General features: G+C 55.0%; 13 protein-coding genes and 1 tRNA gene. 8 read left to right on the forward strand and 6 right to left on the reverse strand.

The genetic code is table 11. The features are described from left to right. Positions 1–184 precede the first annotated feature (184 nt). On the forward strand, positions 185–2,797 hold the full coding sequence (locus tag HQ37_RS01770; protein WP_036879576.1) for a prolyl oligopeptidase family serine peptidase: 2,613 nt from the start codon (positions 185–187) through the stop codon (positions 2,795–2,797). Positions 2,798–2,881: 84 nt separating this feature from the next. Here HQ37_RS01770 and HQ37_RS01775 read toward each other — a convergent pair whose 3' ends face one another. Then, positions 2,882–3,475: a nitroreductase family protein gene (locus tag HQ37_RS01775; protein ID WP_036879578.1), complete on the reverse strand. Its 594-nt coding sequence runs from the start codon at positions 3,473–3,475 to the stop codon at positions 2,882–2,884. A gap of 31 nt (positions 3,476–3,506) precedes the next feature. Continuing rightward, a complete protein-coding gene (locus HQ37_RS01780) occupies positions 3,507–4,658 on the reverse strand; it encodes a Gfo/Idh/MocA family protein (RefSeq protein WP_052080687.1) in 1,152 nt (383 codons plus the stop codon). Positions 4,659–4,705: 47 nt separating this feature from the next. Here HQ37_RS01780 and HQ37_RS08315 point away from each other — a divergent pair, with 47 nt between their 5' ends. The 7 genes from HQ37_RS08315 (at position 4,706) to HQ37_RS01810 (ending at position 12,042) form a co-directional block, all read left to right on the forward strand. Then, positions 4,706–5,119 (forward strand): hypothetical protein, encoded by a 414-nt coding sequence (locus HQ37_RS08315; RefSeq protein WP_152566764.1) that lies wholly within the window; start codon positions 4,706–4,708, stop codon positions 5,117–5,119. Between the two features lie 452 nt (positions 5,120–5,571). Then, positions 5,572–5,648, forward strand: a tRNA-Arg gene (locus tag HQ37_RS01785). 123 nt (positions 5,649–5,771) lie between these two features. Then, the gene (locus HQ37_RS01790; protein ID WP_036879580.1) at positions 5,772–6,668 is read left to right on the forward strand and encodes a metal ABC transporter solute-binding protein, Zn/Mn family; all 897 of its coding nucleotides are present in this window, start codon (positions 5,772–5,774) and stop codon (positions 6,666–6,668) included. Between the two features lie 35 nt (positions 6,669–6,703). Then, positions 6,704–7,345 (forward strand): metal ABC transporter ATP-binding protein, encoded by a 642-nt coding sequence (locus tag HQ37_RS01795; RefSeq protein WP_036879582.1) that lies wholly within the window; start codon positions 6,704–6,706, stop codon positions 7,343–7,345. A gap of 163 nt (positions 7,346–7,508) precedes the next feature. Continuing rightward, complete coding sequence (gene ftsH, locus HQ37_RS01800; protein WP_052080688.1) at positions 7,509–9,563, forward strand: ATP-dependent zinc metalloprotease FtsH; 2,055 nt, start codon at positions 7,509–7,511, stop codon at positions 9,561–9,563. Between the two features lie 105 nt (positions 9,564–9,668). Next, entirely contained in the window at positions 9,669–10,496 is an 828-nt protein-coding gene (locus HQ37_RS01805) for a phosphatidate cytidylyltransferase (protein ID WP_036879585.1), read from the forward strand. Between the two features lie 13 nt (positions 10,497–10,509). After that, entirely contained in the window at positions 10,510–12,042 is a 1,533-nt protein-coding gene (locus tag HQ37_RS01810; RefSeq protein ID WP_036879587.1) for a glycoside hydrolase family 10 protein, read from the forward strand. A gap of 119 nt (positions 12,043–12,161) precedes the next feature. On the opposite strand, the gene HQ37_RS01815 is transcribed toward HQ37_RS01810, so the two are convergent. From HQ37_RS01815 to HQ37_RS01830, 4 genes are all read right to left on the reverse strand, one after another. Further along, positions 12,162–14,255 (reverse strand): TonB-dependent receptor domain-containing protein, encoded by a 2,094-nt coding sequence (locus HQ37_RS01815; protein ID WP_152566765.1) that lies wholly within the window; start codon positions 14,253–14,255, stop codon positions 12,162–12,164. Between the two features lie 34 nt (positions 14,256–14,289). Further along, on the reverse strand, positions 14,290–15,459 hold the full coding sequence (locus tag HQ37_RS01820; protein WP_036879590.1) for an adenosylcobinamide amidohydrolase: 1,170 nt from the start codon (positions 15,457–15,459) through the stop codon (positions 14,290–14,292). 220 nt (positions 15,460–15,679) lie between these two features. Beyond that, entirely contained in the window at positions 15,680–17,503 is a 1,824-nt protein-coding gene (locus HQ37_RS01825) for a VWA domain-containing protein (protein WP_036879593.1), read from the reverse strand. Between the two features lie 5 nt (positions 17,504–17,508). After that, a complete protein-coding gene (locus tag HQ37_RS01830) occupies positions 17,509–18,441 on the reverse strand; it encodes an ATP-binding protein (protein ID WP_036879595.1) in 933 nt (310 codons plus the stop codon). Between the last annotated feature and the right edge of the window lie 8 nt (positions 18,442–18,449).

Genomic DNA, 18,449 nt, shown 5'->3' on the forward strand with positions numbered 1-18,449 from the left:
GACCCACAACGCGAGGGTCTATTACCATCGAAAAATAATCGCGTACATCCATACACCAAAGATAGCCCTATTTTGATGCGGTTGCTCTTCAAAGCTGATAGAGCGTGGTAAGAATGTGGGCAAATACGGCTATCTTTGTTCCGTTTTTCATTCATCACATTACCCTAATCATTATCAGTAACCTATGCGTTATTCATCTTTGATCCTCAGTGGGGCTCTCCTAGTCTCCAGCTTGGGATCAATACAAGCTCAGACAAAGGCCGCCGCAGACTCGACCAAGAGTACTCCTGTAGCAGCCAAAACCGCTCCAGAACGTCCACAGCAAGTGGTAGGCTCGATCCTCTATTACGGCCCTGTACGCCTACATCAACCCCTCATGGTGGACAGCGTTAATATCAACAATGCTCGTTACAATCCCCAAGCAGCCTCCTCGGGACGCCTCATTCTGCCCGAGGAGAAGAGCTTCAGCACCCTAAGCCCAGGCGAAGGCAATATCTTCACCACCTCGGTCGATTCGCTTACCGATGCCAAGATGAGTGAAGCACACTACTACAACCTCTATCTACACTCAGGGACTTACTCGAAGGGGCGTCTGAGTGTCGAATGTACGGCCACCTGGGAGCTATATCTAGACGGGCGTCGTGTAGGGGGCGGTAGAGCTGCTGCCGGCATTGCAGACAGCATCCCAGTGGCTTGGTCTCCCGTTACGCTCACCCCCTCGCTGCACAAGCTCACGATCAAGATCCTCCGAGCCGCCCAGCCCGATCAGAAGAAGCAGATCGACCTACGGGTAGGCTTCACTCCCAGCAAGGCAGGCGCAGACATTCTCCTCTCTGCAGCCCCTCGTCGCTACCCCGATCAGTCGCTCATCCTCTACGGCACAACGCTCTCTAGAGTGAATAGCTCCCCCTCGGGCAAGTATGCCATCCTGCACATCAGCGAACATGCAAACATGAAGCCTACGAGCAAAACCATCCTCTATCACTCTGGCCGTCGTGTCGGTGAGATCTCGGGTGCACCTGCCCATGCTCAGTGGATGCCTCGCCAGGACAAACTCTACTTCGACCAATGGACTTCTGAGGGACGCACCCTGTACTCCTTCGACCCCAAGACTATGGAGCGGGAGATTCTAGGGCACAACATCCCCGACGGCACCTACACCCTAGCCCCCGACGAGCAGACGCTCATCTACTTCCCCTCGGAGCAGGGGCCTCAGTACAAGAAGACGCTAGATCGCTTCACCTCAGCCGATGAGCGTATGAGAGGCTTCCGCAGCCGCAACTTCTTGGCCACCTTTGACCTCAAGAGCGGAGCTTATCAAACCCTGACCTTCGGAGCTCGCTCCACCCACCTACAATCGCTCGCTCAGGGAGTAGATCGCCTCATTTACTCGGTCTCTACCCCTACGCCCACACAGCTGCCCTTTAGTCGCACAGACTTCTACGAGCTTGACCTGAAGACGCAGCAGGTGGATACGCTCTTTGCCGATACGAGGGGGATCTCTCAGGTGAGCTATACCACCCGCCCCGAGTATCTGCTCGTCTCAGGATCGGCAGATGCCTTTGACCGTGTGGGCTGCGTACTCCCCGATGGGGCAGATATCAATACCTATGACACGCAGCTCTTCCTCTACAACCGTAAGAGCAAGGAGGCTCGCCCCCTCACCAAGGACTTCAATCCTACAATCGGCTCTTTGAGCGTATCATCTACCCGATTCGAAGCCTACTTCCTCGCAGAGGATGGAGATCGTAAGGCTGTCTATCGCCTCGACCTGGCCTCGGGACGTATTACTCGCCTCTCACAGAGCGAGGACTACGCCAAGGGCTTTACCCTCTCGGGCGATGGCTCAATGCTCTACTACACGGGGCAGAGTGCACTCAACTCCGACCGTCTCTATAGCGTTGAGACCAAGAAAGGACGTGAATACCTCCTCTATGACCTCTCGGCCGAGAAGCTCAAAGGTGTAGAGCTCGGGACCATGAAAGACTGGGACTGGACTGCTCCTGATGGTACTAAAATTCAGGGACGCTATTACCTGCCTGCGAACTTCGACCCCAATAAGAAATATCCAATGCTCGTCTACTACTACGGCGGTACAGCCCCTGTAGGGCGTATGCTAGAGGGCTCTTATTCGCTGGCCATGTATGCCGCCCAAGGCTACGTTGTCTACACCCTCAACCCCAGTGGCTCGACAGGCTATGGTCAGGAGTTTGCTGCTCGACACATCAACGCTTGGGGTAAGCGGACCGCAGACGAGATCATCGGTGCAGTGAAGGACTTCTGCCAGGCACACCCCTTCGTCAATGACAAGCGCATCGGCTGTATGGGGGCAAGCTACGGAGGCTTCATGACCCAATACCTACAGACCCAAACAGACCTCTTCGCCGCCGCTGTCAGTCATGCAGGGATCTCGGCCATCTCCTCCTACTGGGGCGAGGGCTACTGGGGTGTGGGCTACAGCACCGTGGCTAGTAAGAATAGCTATCCATGGAACAACCCCAAGCTCTACACCGAGCAGAGCCCCCTCTTCCTCGCAGATAAGATCAATACGCCTCTGATGCTCATACATGGTCTCTCGGACACCAACGTACCCGCGGGTGAGAGCTGGCAGATGTTTAACGCCCTGCGCATCCTGGGCAAGCCGGTAGAGTTCGTCGGGGTGTATGGCGAGGATCACTGGATCATTGACCCAACGAAGAAGTACGAGTGGACCTCTGCCATCATGGCCTTCTTCGCCAAGTATCTACAGGATGACCCCACTTGGTGGGACGACCTCTTCCCCAAGGGTACACACTAAGCCACAGGGCAGTATTCCTCATGACAAAGCCCCCTCGAGCATGCTGCTCGAGGGGGCTTTGCTATGGGAGCGGTGGGCCTTCTCCTATAGATTGATGACTGAGTCTGTACGGCGGCTCTTAACGACAAGCTCAGGACGATTAAAGTCCTCTGGATGACGCTTGCCCAGGGCCACAGCTACCAGAACTCGATACCGCTCCTGCCCGAGCACTCGGGTGAAGCCTGCTGCATCGATGCCCTCCATGGGTGTCGAGTCGATACCCATCGTGGCACAAGCACTGAGCAGCACCCCTAGGGCAACATAAACCTGACGCTCCAGCCAAGCCTCGACCTTAGCCTCACCCTGAGGTTTCATGACCTCCCGATAGAACCGCTGTGTCCGCTCAGGCAAGAGAGAGAGACGCTCCTGCTCGAAGCTCGCCACATCGGCATATACACTCAACAGGATGACATGGCTACAGTCTCGTACTCGGTCGGCATTGAAGAGGGCCACCTCGGCCAGTTGTTCCTTGACTGCTTGGTCTCCGGTAATGGCAAAGAGCCAAGGCTGTGAATTGATTGACGAGGGAGAGAGGCGAAGGATCTCTCTAAGTTCGTCTATCTGCTCCTCAGAGAGCTTGTAGCCAGCTGCGTACTCCTTAGTGGTGTAGCGAGCCTGCATGTGTTCGATAAATTTCATTGCTTATAATAAAGTATGATGATGAATGTCTTCAATTGCGAAGCTTGCCCCGAGCCAGCGAAGCTGCAGAGCGAGGGGTAATGGAGCTCCAAAGGGCTAGATCGTTGAGATCCGTCGGATAGAGCCCTGGATGGGCGAGATCCTCAAGTAGAGTGCGCAGCATCATATAATCCATTCCCTGGTGGTGCTGGTCTATGCGAAGAGCCTCCTCACCCCAAGCCCTCCAAAGAGGATGAAGGTAATGCTGCAGATAGGGCTCATCCGTCTGCCAAGCCCCCTCGGGGCTCATGCCCTCGAGGTACAAGGCCCTCCGATCGGCATTCCAAATGCCTTTCGTACCCTGCACCTCGTAGTCGAGGCTCTTGGGACGTGGGAGCGTTGTGTCGTGAATGAGGCTAATGAGGATGCCTCTATCGGTCTCGATCTGTGTCGTAACAATGTCGGGGGTCAAGATGCTCGGCCTTTGGCCCTCGATAGCGTAGCGATCGAGATAAGCGGCCAAGCCTCTAGAGGAAGAGGCCAAGGCCTCGAGCCTCTTGATCTCCTCCTCTCGTCTCAGACGAGCCCAAAGGGCCAGCGGAGCAAAGCCATGCGTCGGATAGAGGTCAGCCTCCTGCTCTAGGTAATAGCGCACACGCCAAGCAGCCTCCGCCCCCTCGCCCCCTAGCTCCCCCGATGGAGAGACGAGCAGATGACGTAGATCGTGCCGATAACCACCTCTAAGGTAAAGGATCTCTCCAAAAACACCTTGCTCGATCATCTGCCCGATGGCCATGACCTCACGCATGAAGACGGTATTCTCTAGAGGATAGATCCGCACCCCAGCGACCTCGGCAACCTCGAGGAGGGGGGTGTAATCCTCCCAGGACGTCCCTCCTCGGATCTCGAGGGCAATATGTATGCCCGCCTTAGCACAGTAGAGGGCTTGCTCGGTATGGCACTGCCAGGGAGAGGCGATGACAACGAGGTCAGGACGCTCGTGCTCGATCATGCGGCGATAGTCTTGATCCCCTCGATTATAGAGCGAGATCTCGTCCCCAGGGCTCTCAGTAGCCTGTGGGTCAGCAATGCCTACGACCTGCACCGAGGGGAGCTGCTGGAGCAGCTGAAGCAGATAACGTCCTCGGTAGCCGAAGCCGACAAGGCATACTCGATAGATGGGTGTGGGAGACTTTCGATCCATAGCGGAGCAAATATAGCAATTACTCCCCGCTCGCAGGTAAAATATCTGTGGCAGAAATATCCATCAACACAGATTACCCATTGGGCGAGGGCCTATTCGCAGTCAGCTCACCATCATCATGGATCTCTTCCCTACCCTCACTACCCCAGGGATATTCGGGGGCAGAAGCCCCTCTCAAGGGACGAACAGAGCCTCGGGCATCTCCTATCGGAGGAGGTATGCTCATGCACTTCATTCACAGCCATCAGAGGAGCCACTTCACTGTCTATCGGGAGGGGGAGTGGAAGCTCATCTACTACAACTCCGAGCACCCTGAGCGTCCTGACTGCGTCCTCTACACCCAATCTCCACCCCTAAGAAGCGTCAAGATCGCTCCAAGAGCTACACTATCTGCTCACTCGGATGATCGAGCGGCTGGATGCACAGAGGGCTTGCTACCCAGTGGATATAGATGTTCATGAGATCCGCCCCAGCATAGAGTACTTCTTCCCCACCCCACCCTCCTCGCAGTTGCCCCCTCGATAGAGACCTTGTTGAGCCCCTAATAGGATCGTCGTTGAAGTGCAAGTAGGGCCTCGAGTGAAGTCCTACTTATATCTCCATCGAGGCATAAGTAGGATCGCAACAGAGACTCAAGTAGGACTTCACCTGAGCTCCTACTTAAGTCTCTGTTGAGGAGCTTACAGGCTTGCAAAGAGGTCTAGAGGGAATCACTCTTGAGCTCTCCTAGAAGGCTTCCTATGGCTCTCGCTAGCTCTACAGAGGCGGTAGAGGTAAGACTGCGTGAATGGCTAGAGAAATCGTTCTCCTCTGACCATGAGCAAGTTTGAGAGAAAGAGGGAACTTTTTCACAGATATAATTTGCCAGGAACAAAATAAGCATTACCTTTGCAGTCGAAAACGGAAAGGGATTGGCTCCGTAGCTCAACTGAATAGAGCATCTGACTACGGATCAGAAGGTTACAGGTTTGAATCCTGTCGGAGTCACCATAAGTGTTTAGGTGAAGGTGCGGTATCGACAAACTCGATGCAGCACCTTTTTTACTAACCCCATGCCACAGAGGATAAACTTTGTCGTCTACCTCCATATGGCTAACTTTGTGCTCATTCATCATGTCTATTCAGTCTATTCTATCTCGGAGCAAGCGAGGCAGCCTGCCGCTCCTGCTTATCCTCCTGCTCACTCTAGGCTGCACCTCTCGAGGGCAATCTGAGTACAATGGTCGTCTGCGAATTGCTACGACCATCTCCCCCACAGCAAGCATTATCCGAAGTCTAACAGATACGCTAGCAGAGGTTACGGTATTACTTCCCCAGGGCAATCCTCCCGAGACCTACGAACCTACACCGCTGGATGTGCAGACCCTATCACAGAGCCACGCCTATCTCTATGTTGGGGACCTTGGCTTCGAGCGTAATTGGCTACGCATGATCCGCCAGCTACACCCCAACCTACAACTCGTAGACCTCAGCGTAGGCCTCGAGGAGGTGCGACATCAATGCTCGGCAGGCCATGATCATGAGCACAGCGACCACGATCCTCATTATTGGACTGGGATACGAGGGATACGCCATATGAGCCGACAGGCCTACGAGGCTATTTGTCGGCTAGATACAGCTCATAGGGCCTACTTCTCCGAGCGATACAACTACCTCTCGAAGGAGATCGATGCTCTAGAACAAGAGGTGCGAGAGAGCCTCACAAAGCTCTCGACACGCAGCTTCGTGATCTACCATCCCTCGCTAACAGACTTTGCGGAGGAGTTTGGCCTCGAGCAGCTTGTCATCGAGCAGGAGGGGAAAGACCCAAATCCACAGCAACTTAGGAGGCTCATCGCTCGAGCTCGAGAGACTGGAGTCCAGGTTGTTTTCATACAGCAAGAGTTCAGCCCCCACCTCACTCGCAGCATAGCCAGTGAGCTCGGGGCTAGGGAGGTTGTGATCAACCCCCTCAGTGAAGATTGGCGTAGCGAGCTCAGAGCTATAGTCCGAGCTCTAACACAGGGCTAAACGCCCCATCATCAGGGCATCTACAACACCACATCATGAGTTTACTGCTAAGCCTCGATCACTGTACCCTGGGCTATGAGGGACAGATCGTACTCGAAGACGTTTGTTGGCAGGTCAATAGAGGAGATCGGTGGGCTATCGTCGGGCCTAATGGAGCGGGCAAGACTACACTCATCAAGACAGTCCTCTCCCTGCTGCCACCCCTATCAGGAGAGCTTCGCTTCTTTGATCACCTCAGCCAGCCCTGCCCCAACCCTCCAAGCATCGGTTACCTACCTCAGATCAACCAGATAGATCGAGCCTTCCCCATATCCGCATACGAGGTCGTAGACTCAGGCCTCCCCCTAGGGGGACAGCTCTCAAGACAGGAGCGCAGCGAACGTGTCGAGCAGCTACTCACCGAGGTCTCCATGCTCGAGTATCGACATACACCCATTGGCCGATTGAGCGGAGGACAGCTACAGCGTATCCTACTGGCCAGGGCACTAGTTGCCCGCCCAGAGCTCTTGATCCTAGACGAACCCATGAGCTTCCTCGACAAGCAGCACAGAGCACAGCTAGAGAAGACCCTCGGGGAGGTCATGCACGACCAGGATACCATCATCATGGTAACACATGAGCTGCCTAGAGAGAGCCAAGAGGAATGGAAACAGCTGGCCATAGGCAGCTGGGCATAAGATTATGACTATCTTTGTTCCTTGAGGCATTCTACGGAGACCGAAACCCTAATGGCATGGTCTTTGTTAGGGAGAGTAGGAAGCAATCGGTCATCCCAAGACGAGAGACAGCCGAGCGCAGACGTATATTGAATATTAAGACTAAAGAACGAAACATCAGTCAATGGCTACAAACAAAGGCGATAATCAAGGCGGACGCAGACCCAGGATCAACGAGATGTGGATCTACGGGATGATCCTTCTTTCCCTAGGAATGCTCTTCCTATGGGAGGGAGATGGAGGCGTCGGGAAGGAAATAAGCTGGAACGAATTTCAGCGTATAGCCAAGCAAGACGCATTCACAGAGATCAAGGTAGACCGCAAAGAGAAGCAACTCACTGCAACCATAGACCCCAACAAGGCCGAAAGTATCTTCCCCTCAAAGGGACTTCCAGGGGCGAAGGAGAATAGGCTACGCATCGAGCGTATCACAACCCAAATCCCCTCCGTAGACCGCTTCGATGAGTTCTACGAAAAGGAAGGGCTACAGAGCCGTGTCGTGTATGAGGAGGAGGCATTCAACCTGCTAAGCATCCTCTTTGCCTTCGGGCCTGTAGTGCTGATGGTAGTGCTTTGGTTTTGGATGATGCGACGCATGAATGGCGGATCGGGTGGTGCATCGGGCGGAGGGATCTTCTCCATCGGCAAATCGAAGGCTCAGCTGCATGACAAGTCCACAATGAGCGTTACCTTCGCCGACGTGGCAGGTCTGCACGAAGCGAAGGAGGAGGTCGAGGAGATCGTCCACTTCCTCAAAAACCCTGACAAGTACACCCAGCTTGGGGGGAAAATCCCCAAGGGAGCTCTTCTAGTTGGTCCTCCAGGCACTGGGAAGACTCTGCTGGCTAAGGCCGTGGCGGGAGAGGCTCATGTGCCCTTCTTCTCTCTCTCGGGCTCTGACTTCGTCGAGATGTTTGTCGGTGTGGGAGCCTCTCGAGTGAGAGACCTATTCCAAAAGGCTAAGGAGAAAGCCCCCTGCATCATCTTCATCGACGAGATCGACGCCGTAGGACGTGCCCGAGGCAAAAACAATAACCTCGGTGGCAACGACGAACGAGAAAACACCCTCAATCAGCTTCTTACCGAGATGGATGGCTTCGGCTCTAATAGCGGGATCATTGTCATGGCGGCAACGAACCGAGTAGACATCCTCGACGCCGCTCTGACTCGAGCAGGACGCTTCGACCGTCAGATCTATGTAGACCTGCCAGATGTCAATGACCGCAAGGAGATCTTCATGGTACACCTGCGCTCAATTAAGACAGACAATAGCCTCGACATCGAGCTCCTAGCCCGACAGACTCCAGGCTTCTCAGGGGCAGATATTGCCAACATCTGCAACGAGGCTGCCCTCATCGCGGCCCGTGCTGGCAAGGAGTTCGTCAGCAAGGACGACTTCATGAACGCCGTCGATAGAGTTATCGGGGGACTGGAGAAGAAGAATAAGATCACAACCCAAGAGGAGCGTCGTAGCATCGCCATCCACGAGGCTGGCCATGCGACAGTGAGCTGGTTCTTGGAGTATGCCAACCCCCTGGTTAAGGTTACGATCGTACCTCGAGGCAAAGCCCTCGGTGCCGCTTGGTATCTGCCCGAGGAGCGTCAGATTACAACCACACAGGCCCTACTCGATCAAATGTGCGCCACACTGGCAGGCCGTGCAGCCGAGGAGGTATTCCTCGGGCGAATATCTACGGGAGCGGCCAATGACCTAGAGCGGATCACTAAGCTGGCCTATGCCATGGTGGCCTACTATGGCATGAGTGAAAACTTGCCCAACGTCAACTACTACGAGCTCGAGAACCAAGGCTACGGCATTGCCAAGCCCTACAGCGAGCGTACGGCAGAGCTCATAGACAGCGAAGTCAAGGAAATGATTCGCCAGCAATACGAGCGAGCTAAGCAAATCCTCCTTGAGCAAGCCTCTGGGCACAAGGCCTTGTCAGACCTTCTGCTCGAGCGTGAGGTAATCTATACAGAGGATGTAGAGGCGATCTTCGGCAAGCGTCCGTGGACGAGCCGTAGCGAAGAGATTATGAATGCCAAGAAAGCCATGGTCGAAGCTAAGGTGGAGGCTCAGGAGGCATCCACCTCAAACAGCGAGCAGGAGGCTTCAGGGCCCTCGGGCTCTACTCCGTCCGAGAGCCATGGGGACGCCCTCAATGGTCTGAGCAACTAGTCTCTCTCCAAGAGCCTTTGTCAGAGGCACAATACCCTCAGACAAAGGCTTCTTTAATGTATATCTAGTGTAGAAGTATTTCAATAACATAACCACTCTCCATCTATGAACAACCTCATCAAACGGGCCGTCTTCGGTAGCCTCTATGTCGTGGCCATTCTAGCAGCTTTGTTTCTCGAGAACAAGGTCTTGTATTTGGTTCTGTTTTCCCTGCTATCCTTTATCGCTGTCTATGAGTACAACGTACTCTCGGGCAGTCAGCGCACACGCCCCCTGCGCACCCTCCTAGATGCAGGTGCTGCCGTCTACCTGTTCGTTGTCAGCTTCATGCTCATCGAGGGTCCTGCGAGCGATCTACGTCTGCTTGCCCCCTACTTCTTCTACTTGATATATAGCTTTGTGCGTTCAATCTACTCCGATCGGGCAGAGGCTCCGAATAGCCTTGCTCGCATCGTCTTGGGTCAGGTCTACATTGCCCTCCCGTTCGTTTGTGCCAACCTAAGCCACCTATGGCTCAACGTAGATGGGACTCCGCTGCTACTCCTGCTCGTCTTCGTTTGTATTTGGGTCAATGATACTGGTGCATTCATCGTCGGGTCTACACTGGGCAAGCGTCCGCTTTTCCCTTCCGTTTCGCCTAAGAAGAGCTGGGAGGGTTTCTTTGGGGGACTGGCCTTCTCCATTGCCTCTGCCATCATCCTGGGGATTAAGCTCACCCCTGAGTCGGCTTCTCCTGTAGTCTACGGGATCCTAGGGGCTGTCATCAGCGTAGCATCGACCTGGGGCGATCTCTTCGAGTCCATGCTCAAGCGTAATGCAGGCGTGAAGGACTCGGGCCGCATCATCCCAGGGCACGGAGGGGTGCTTGACCGCATCGATAGCTTCCTCTTTGCCCTGCCAGCAGCACTCTTCATTTACCTCCTCGCTCACTAAATCCGACACAGCAATGAAGTATCTAGGACAAATCACATTGCTGGTAGGGCTTGTGCTCCTCTTCTCCCTCTCGTCCTGCTCAAACAAGCGTACCTCTAAGGAAAAGGGCTATGGATCTATGAAGCCCATCAAACGAGAATTTCGGGGTGCTTGGCTACCGACTATCTACCGAAAGGACTATGCCCCTCTTTCTCGCAACGAGGCTAAGGCACTCCTGAGGAAACGTATTGCTCTACTGCACAATATTGGGTGCAATGCTGTTCTCTTCCAGGTAAGGGCTGAGGGGGATGCCTGGTATCAGAGCAGCTACGAGCCTTGGAGTCGCTTCCTCGTTGGCCGAGAGGGTATCTCGCAAGACCCCGGATGGGATCCTCTAGCTTTTGTCATCGAGGAGTGCCACCTCAAGGGGATGGAGGTACATGCCTGGATCAATCCCTATCGAGGCTCAAGCGATGTAAACATCAAGCTAGCCCCCGAACACTTAGCTCGTAAGCATCCCGAGTGGTTCGTTCGCTACAACAACCAACTCATCCTTGACCCAGGTAGGCCACAGGGACGCAAGCACATATGCTCAGTCGTCAAAGACCTCATACAGCGATATGATGTGGACGCCCTACACCTGGACGACTACTTCTACCCCTACCCTGTATCGGGAGAAGAGTTTGGGGATGATGAGACCTTCAAGCGTTATGGCATCTCGGTAGGCTATACGGCTGATGCTAAGGATAAATGGAGACGTAACAACATCAACCTGCTCATCCACGACATCAAACGCACGCTCCTGCAGACTAAGCCCTGGGTTCGCCTCGGGATCAGCCCCTTCGGGATCTATCGCAACCGGAGCAATGATCGTGGAGGGAGTGCCACAGCAGGTCTACAGGCCTATGATGACCTGCATGCGGATGTCCTGCACTGGGTTCGAGAGGGATGGGTAGACTACATCGCCCCACAGGTCTATTGGAACATCGGGACGAAGGTAGCGGACTATGAGGTGCTGACACAGTGGTGGAGCCAGCAGGTCGCAGACAAGACCCAGCTATATATCGGCCAAGATATCAGGCGTACGATGACCGCTGAGCAACTAGACAAGAAGCTCATCCTCAGCCGAACCCTTGCCCGAGGTAATATTTGGTGGCCTGGAGATGAGCTCCTGCGCAACCATCTTGGCATCAGCGAAAACCTCAAGCGCAGCTATTATCGGACGAAAGCTCTACTACCCGAATACAAAGACCCTACAGGACGAGCCCAAGCCCCTGAGCCCATACACAAGGTTTGGGAGGATAGCAATGAGGACGGACACATGCTCATGTGGGAGGATCTACACCTACCAGATGATCCCTCGACGCCCTTCTACTATGCCATCTATGCCTTTGCCGATGGGGAGAAGGTTGACTATCGTCGTCCCAATGGTCTTGTGGCCATCACGACCAATCCATACTACAAGCTGCCTCGGGTGGATGGGCGAACGCAGTACACCTTCCTCGTAACGGCAATCAATCGCTTTTGGCAGGAGAGCAAGCCCTTCAAGCTCAAGGTTTTCATCTAACCCTATCCGTTCTACATCAGAATAAGAACTTAGCCCTGTGCATGGCTTGTCATAAGCTCTTGCACAGGGCTAAGTGTATATCTCCTCGAGAGAGGAGGAGGGCTAAGCCTCTAGGGGAACTAGAAGCGGTAAGAAGCCTTGATCATGAAGCTGCGACCCATCATGTGGTAACCATCCTTCTCCGTGTAGTGCTCGTCGAGGAGGTTATCGAAATTCACCCCAAGGCGTAGTTGCTTGGTGAGGTTGTAGTGGGCAGAAGCGTTGAAGATCATAGCAGAGGGATGGCGAGTAACACTCTGCGTAACATTAGGACGGAGCTTAGGGTAATAGGTAAACCAGTTGTCTTCCCATCTCTTACCAAGGAAGCGACCACCGAGACCTAGCTCTAGACCGTCCTCGCCCTGGTACTCAAGGCCGAAGGTGATGTTCTGATCACGAACGTAGCGCATATCTGTCCATTTATCCTTGACCTTCATCTTGGTCTTGAGCATGATGGTCGCATTGACGTAGGCTCTCAGAGAGAAGGCATAGGCGGCCAAAGAACCGAAGTCATACGAGAGTATAGCCTCCAAGCCCCTCATGTGCGCCTCATCGGCATTGATGAAGGTAGAGAGGTTGAGCCCATCCACCTGCTGGCCAGTATTGTGCGAGATGATCATATCCTTGTGTCTCGTGTCGAAGAGGGTTACATCGACCTCGATACCAGCCTCATGGTTGCTATAACCTACCCCTGCATCGATAGTCAGAGAACGCTCGGGCTTGAGGTCAGGATTACCCTGAGTGAGCCTATTCCCCATAACGTAGCTACCAGCCTTCTGATAAGCATCTGGAGCAGCGAAGGCACTCCCAGCAGAGGCATGCAAACGCAGCCCCTTGATGATCTCGTACTTGAGCCCCAAGTTGGGCGAGAGGACTGTGTGCGTCTCTCTCTTGGCAGCACTCTTGAGGGGTGCATAGGCCTCAAGATCGAAGCGCATGAGGTCTCCACGCACCCCTGCCGCTACGCTCAGAGCATCGTCGAGGAGGTAGAGACTTCCCTGAGCGAAGAAGCCGAGGCTATTGGTCTTGTAGTTAGGCTTGTAGAGCGTATTGGCCGATCCGTCAGCCTTGTAGCGTTCGGTACGGTAATCGCTCGTCTTGTAGTCCAACCCGAGGGTAAGGATGTGGCTTCCGAGACGCATCTGATCCTGTAGGATCGCTCCATAGGTACGGGTATCCGAGACGGAGCTGATGTAAGCCTTGTCGGTAGCATCGTTGTAGTTGTCCGCCTTCTCGAGCGAGAGATAAGGGGTGAAGGTGAGGCGGTGAATGCCTGCCACACGTCCAGCCAGCTCAAACGAAGTTGTAGAGCGGTTAAGATCCTTCTTGCTAGAGCCATACACGCCCCAAATAGACCCTCCGTTGTAGATGCTAGAGCCGAGGAAGAAGTTCTCATAGAAGTTGAGCGACCAATCCTCCGAGAAGTCGTAGCCCACACGCAGGTTACCCGAGGCGACACCATAGGTGCTGCTAGGCATACGAATACCCTTGGTATTGGGGTCAAGCAAATCTTGCTCGGCCTGCGTGAGAGAGAGGAAGTTTTTGCTCCCTAGCTTGTAATTATGAGCACGAGCATTGTAGGAGGCACTCAGGTCGAAGCTCAGGTTATCAACAATATGCCCACCGAGGCTCAGAGAGCCAGAGCCTAGGCCATAGCTACCAGCCGAGCTCGAGAGAGTTCCCTTGAGCTGCCCCTTGTTACGCTTGGTGATCACATTGACCACCCCTCCCATCGCATTAGTACCATAGACTGAAGAGAAGGGACCCTTGAGGACCTCGATCTGCTCGATATTGGTCAGACCGATGGTGGAGATATTACCCGAACCGAGAGGAATACCATTGATCAAGACTGTCGTGTACTTGTCGCCAGGTCTAAAGCCACGAATACCAACATTGGCCAGGAAGCCAGGGTACTGGATCACATCGACCGACCCCTTGTTTTTGAGTAGGTCTGAGAGATTGGAATAGCTGCTGCGCTCGATCTGAGGGGCTTGGATCAGTTCGATCTTACCAGGCACCTTCTTGAGGGGCTGCACGCTACGAGTACCATAGACGACTAGCTCGCCCAAATCCTTTGAGCGAAGAGAGTCGATCTGCTCGAGGGCTGGAGCGGCCACAGCTGTGGTGGCGGACAAACCTCCTACGAGCAGAAGTAAAGATAACTTGTTCATCATTGTAGTGAGTTAAATTGTGAATAATTAGTGTTTGTTATCGATAAGCTCTATGATAGAGGAGGTGTGCTAGGCACAGCCTCATATCAGAGAGTAACGTCTTGTAATAGGGTTGATTGGGAGCGGGGCGGTGCTTACGCTCTCGGGAGAGATCTAGAGGGGCAAGGCCTTCGCTCGAGAGCAGATGGTCGAGGGCCTGCTGACTCGCCTCGAGCAGGGCCTCAAGCGGGAGGATGCCCCAGCGATGTTGATCGATCAGATGCACCAGCGAGGCCATCTGAGCCAGTACGTGGGGGTCTCTATCGAGGAGCTCCATCACGGGCTCAAGCTGCTCCACTGAGGCGTCGGGATGGGCATGCTGGCAATAACGAATGATCGCCTGCTTGGTCAGATCATAACGTTTGGCCTGATGCTCAACCGAGGCCTGACGCTGCGGCGTCATACCTGTCTGCTTGGCCAGGGCCTCGGTAACAGCATCTCGCACGGTTACACCGATCATCTCACCGAGCAGGACGTGCTTGCCCGTGTTGTAGAGGACAAGCTCTGACTCGTCGTTGCAGATGACGATCAACGAATCCGTCCCCGAGCCAGTGGCTTTGCCCTCGGAGTACATGCTGGGGGCCATGAGCTCATCCAGGGCGACGGTCTTGGCCTCGGTAGCGGTCATCACAGCTCGGGTCAGAGCCCCAGCATCGAGGCGGGCATTGATGAAGAGGAAGACATTGATCGTCCCCGCAGGTAGGAGTAGGCTGCGTCGCTCAAACTCATCATAGGCAGCAGGGTCTGCGGCCCTGCCTCCATTGACATCAATCCCCGCTGTAGCTACAGCCATAACCTCGACACCGTGATGGGAAGCTCGAGCAATGGCTGCATTCTCGATCAGGGCAGCCGTCCCCATGCCCGTAGTACTGTCGGGCGGAAGGCCCAACTCGCAGGCAATCGCTGCATAATGCTCCTGGATGTTCGCCCCCTTGAGCCCTGGACAACGCTTCTGTTGAATCGCCAAATCGCGCCCACAGCTGTGATTAAAGGCGTACTGAAGATCCGTGCGATACCCTCCGTTGAGGTTGGAGGTGCTGACCACTCCACGTCGAGCCGCAAACTCGATGATCATACTTTCGTTGTGAAAGTAAGCAGCATCGCCCATAGGCGATCGGAAGAGCAACTGCTCTCGGCCAAATTCGGCTCGTTGCTTCTGTGTAGACATTGCTATAAGTTTATACTTGTTCGACAACTATAGTTCGTAATCGCTGGAGAGGCACTTCCTCGGAGATTCTGCCCTAAAGCCTCATCCACTTCTCTCCAAACTCTCCCAATAGGCCTCCCCTATGCTCCTACTTAGACCTCGAGTGAAGTCCTATTTGGACCTCAACTGCGCTCCTACTTAAACCTCAACTGAGATCCTATCTAGGCCTTCGGTTGCGAAGCTACCGAGATCTCTGTCGAGAACCCTTCGGATGCTGAAAAGGGGAGGTCGGATGCTCCACAATCAGCGAATCCAAGGTGTAATAATGCGCCCCAATTTCTCGGGCAATATCCCGAGCACGCCCGAGACGTATGAAGCCCTCCTCGGTATCGATAACGATCGAGCGGATGACTCTGCCCGAGACCTTGCGGGCCATCTCGAGGATGGCTGTATGGGTATTCTCGGCCAGGTGCTCCGAGGTCGCACGGCCATCGCTCAGTAGGACAACCACGGGCGAGAGATCTCTATGCTTTCTCTGCTCACTGAGCAAGAGCTCATAGGCTCTGCTGAGGCCGAGGTAGAGTGGCGTACGCCCTCCGGTCTTGATCTCTGCCAGCAGATTATAGGCCCGAGACATGCTACGGGTGAAGGGGAGGATGAGCTTCGCCTCATCACCCCTAAAGCTCATCAACGCCACATGATCTCGCTGAACATAGGCCTCCTGTAGTAGCTCTAGGATCGTGGCCTTGACTTGACTCATCCGTCGACGCACCCCCATCGAGCCCGAGGCATCGACGAGGAAGAGGATGTGGTAGCCACTGCGTCGGGTACGATGCTTATTGCGGTAGTCCGAGGGCTCGACGATCACCCGACGCTCGCCCTCCGCCCTCCGCCCATACTGATAGGGAGCAGCCGCCCGAAGCGTAGCCATCACAGAGAGATCCAGCTCGGCCGTCCGAGGGATCTCGGCCCGTCTAAACCTCCCTCTTGAGCTGCTGGCAATACTCTTGATCCGTCGGCCCATACCTTGCTCTCGAGAGAGCCCCCTCTGGAGCATATCCACAGGGTCGTAGGAGAGTCCTAGGTGGGCAATATCGCTCTGCCGCTCCGAGGCTCCCGCTTCGAGCTGAGGGCTCGAGGGCAAGTCCTCGGGACGATCGAGAGGTTCGGCCTCTCTAGGCTCATCATGCTGCTCCGAGGGGGAGTCGGCCTCAGAGTTAGGGGACTGCTCTGTCTGTGGGGCCGATGGTGGGCTCTCGGGCTGCTCTGCCTCCTCAGGCTGTGTAGCATGGAGCAGGCGATGCAAGAGGACGAGATCCCGTACAGCCATCAAATCCGAACGGTCAGCAGCTCGCTTCCCCTGCCAGGCAGCATAGGCTTTGGCCGTCCTGACTAGGGCGAGATCTGCCCGATGCCCCAGGACGTAGGCCTCACGACAGAGCTCCGCCGCTTGCATATAGATCTCACCAGAGACCAGCACCTCGGGGTAGCGGACGGCAGCATCCCGTACGAGGTCGATCGTAGCCTGCTCCGAGACCTCCTCGCCCGTACGCAGTGCGTCTCGCATGACGCGGCAGCGTAGAGGCACAGAAGTGATAGGCTCGAGCTCGACGAAGAGATCAAAGAGGTCGAGCACCCCAGAGGGCAGAGCCCCCTCCTCAGGAGTAGTCGCAGCGATGATGATACATCGCTCACCCTCGCCTAGCCCTTCGGCATGGGAGAGGATCGAGCGCACCACCGAGGACGGTAGCAAATTGACATTGTCCATCAAGACGATAGAGCCCGACATACGCTGCAGAAGACCTGCCTGCTCGACCCAAACACCCTGGCTCAAAAGGCGAGAGAGATCTGCTCGATCACCAAGCATCTCCTGAGTTGTCGAGCTGGGAATGCGCAGGATGCTCCTCTCGGGAGCAAGGCTGCGGAGGCTCTCCAACATCATGCTCTTGCCCATACCCTTGGCCGAGGAGAGCAGCACCGAGCTCCCTCCCCCCTCTACGAGGGCGAGCAGGAGAGCTAGCTGTGCCCGAGGCTGTGCCGTAATATGCGAGAAGGTATAGGCCATAATCTTTAAGGGGTTACGACAAATTGGGCGCAAAACTGCCGGATTTGCTCGGCAGAGAAGTAGGCCGTGTCGAAGGGCAGGCGGCGCAGACGATGCGGCAGAACTAGCTCGGCCGCCTCATAGACGTGCTCAGGGGTTACAGCCCTCTGCCCCTCGTAGGCTGCCAAGGCTAGTGAAGCCTTGAGCAGCATAATATCTGCTCTATGGCCATCGACCTCTAGGGCGATCGACATGCGGGCAATCAGCTCAAGGACCTCATCGCTATAGGCGACAGAGGGTAGGAGGCAACGGGCCAGGAGGATAGCCTCGGAGAGCTGATGCTCCTCCTCATCGTACCTATGGACAAAAGCCGAGGGGTCTCGCTCATATTCGAGGCGACGCCTCAGGATCTCAGCCCTTAGGACTAAGTCTCGCTCCCCCGACACCTCTACCGACATGGCGAAGCGATCTAGGAGCTGAGGCCTTAGGTCTCCCTCCTCGGGGTTCATTGTCCCCACGAGGGCAAAGCGGGCTGGGTGGCTATACGACACCCCTTCTCGCTCTATGTGGTTTATCCCCATGGCAGCGACGTCGAGCAGGGCATCTACCAAGTGATCCTCGAGGAGGTTGATCTCGTCCACATAGAGTAGATTGCCATGGGCATGATAGAGGATGCCTGGATCGAAGCGCACCTCCCCAGTCTTGAGGGCATGCTCTATATCGACCGATCCGATGAGTTTATCCTCCGTAGAGGCAATGGGCAGCTCCACAACACGCATCCCCTCGACGAGGGTCGAGAGGGCTCGTACGATGGTGGACTTAGCCGTCCCCTTCTCCCCCAGGATCAGTACCCCACCGAGCGAGGGGTCTATGAGGTTGAGCAGCAGGGCTCTCTTCATCTTCTCCTGTCCGACGACTGCAGAGAAGGGGTATCTCTGTATCTTTTCGTTCACTAACATTCTGAATA

The organism is Porphyromonas sp. COT-239 OH1446 (assembly GCF_000768875.1).
GTDB lineage: Bacteria > Bacteroidota > Bacteroidia > Bacteroidales > Porphyromonadaceae > Porphyromonas.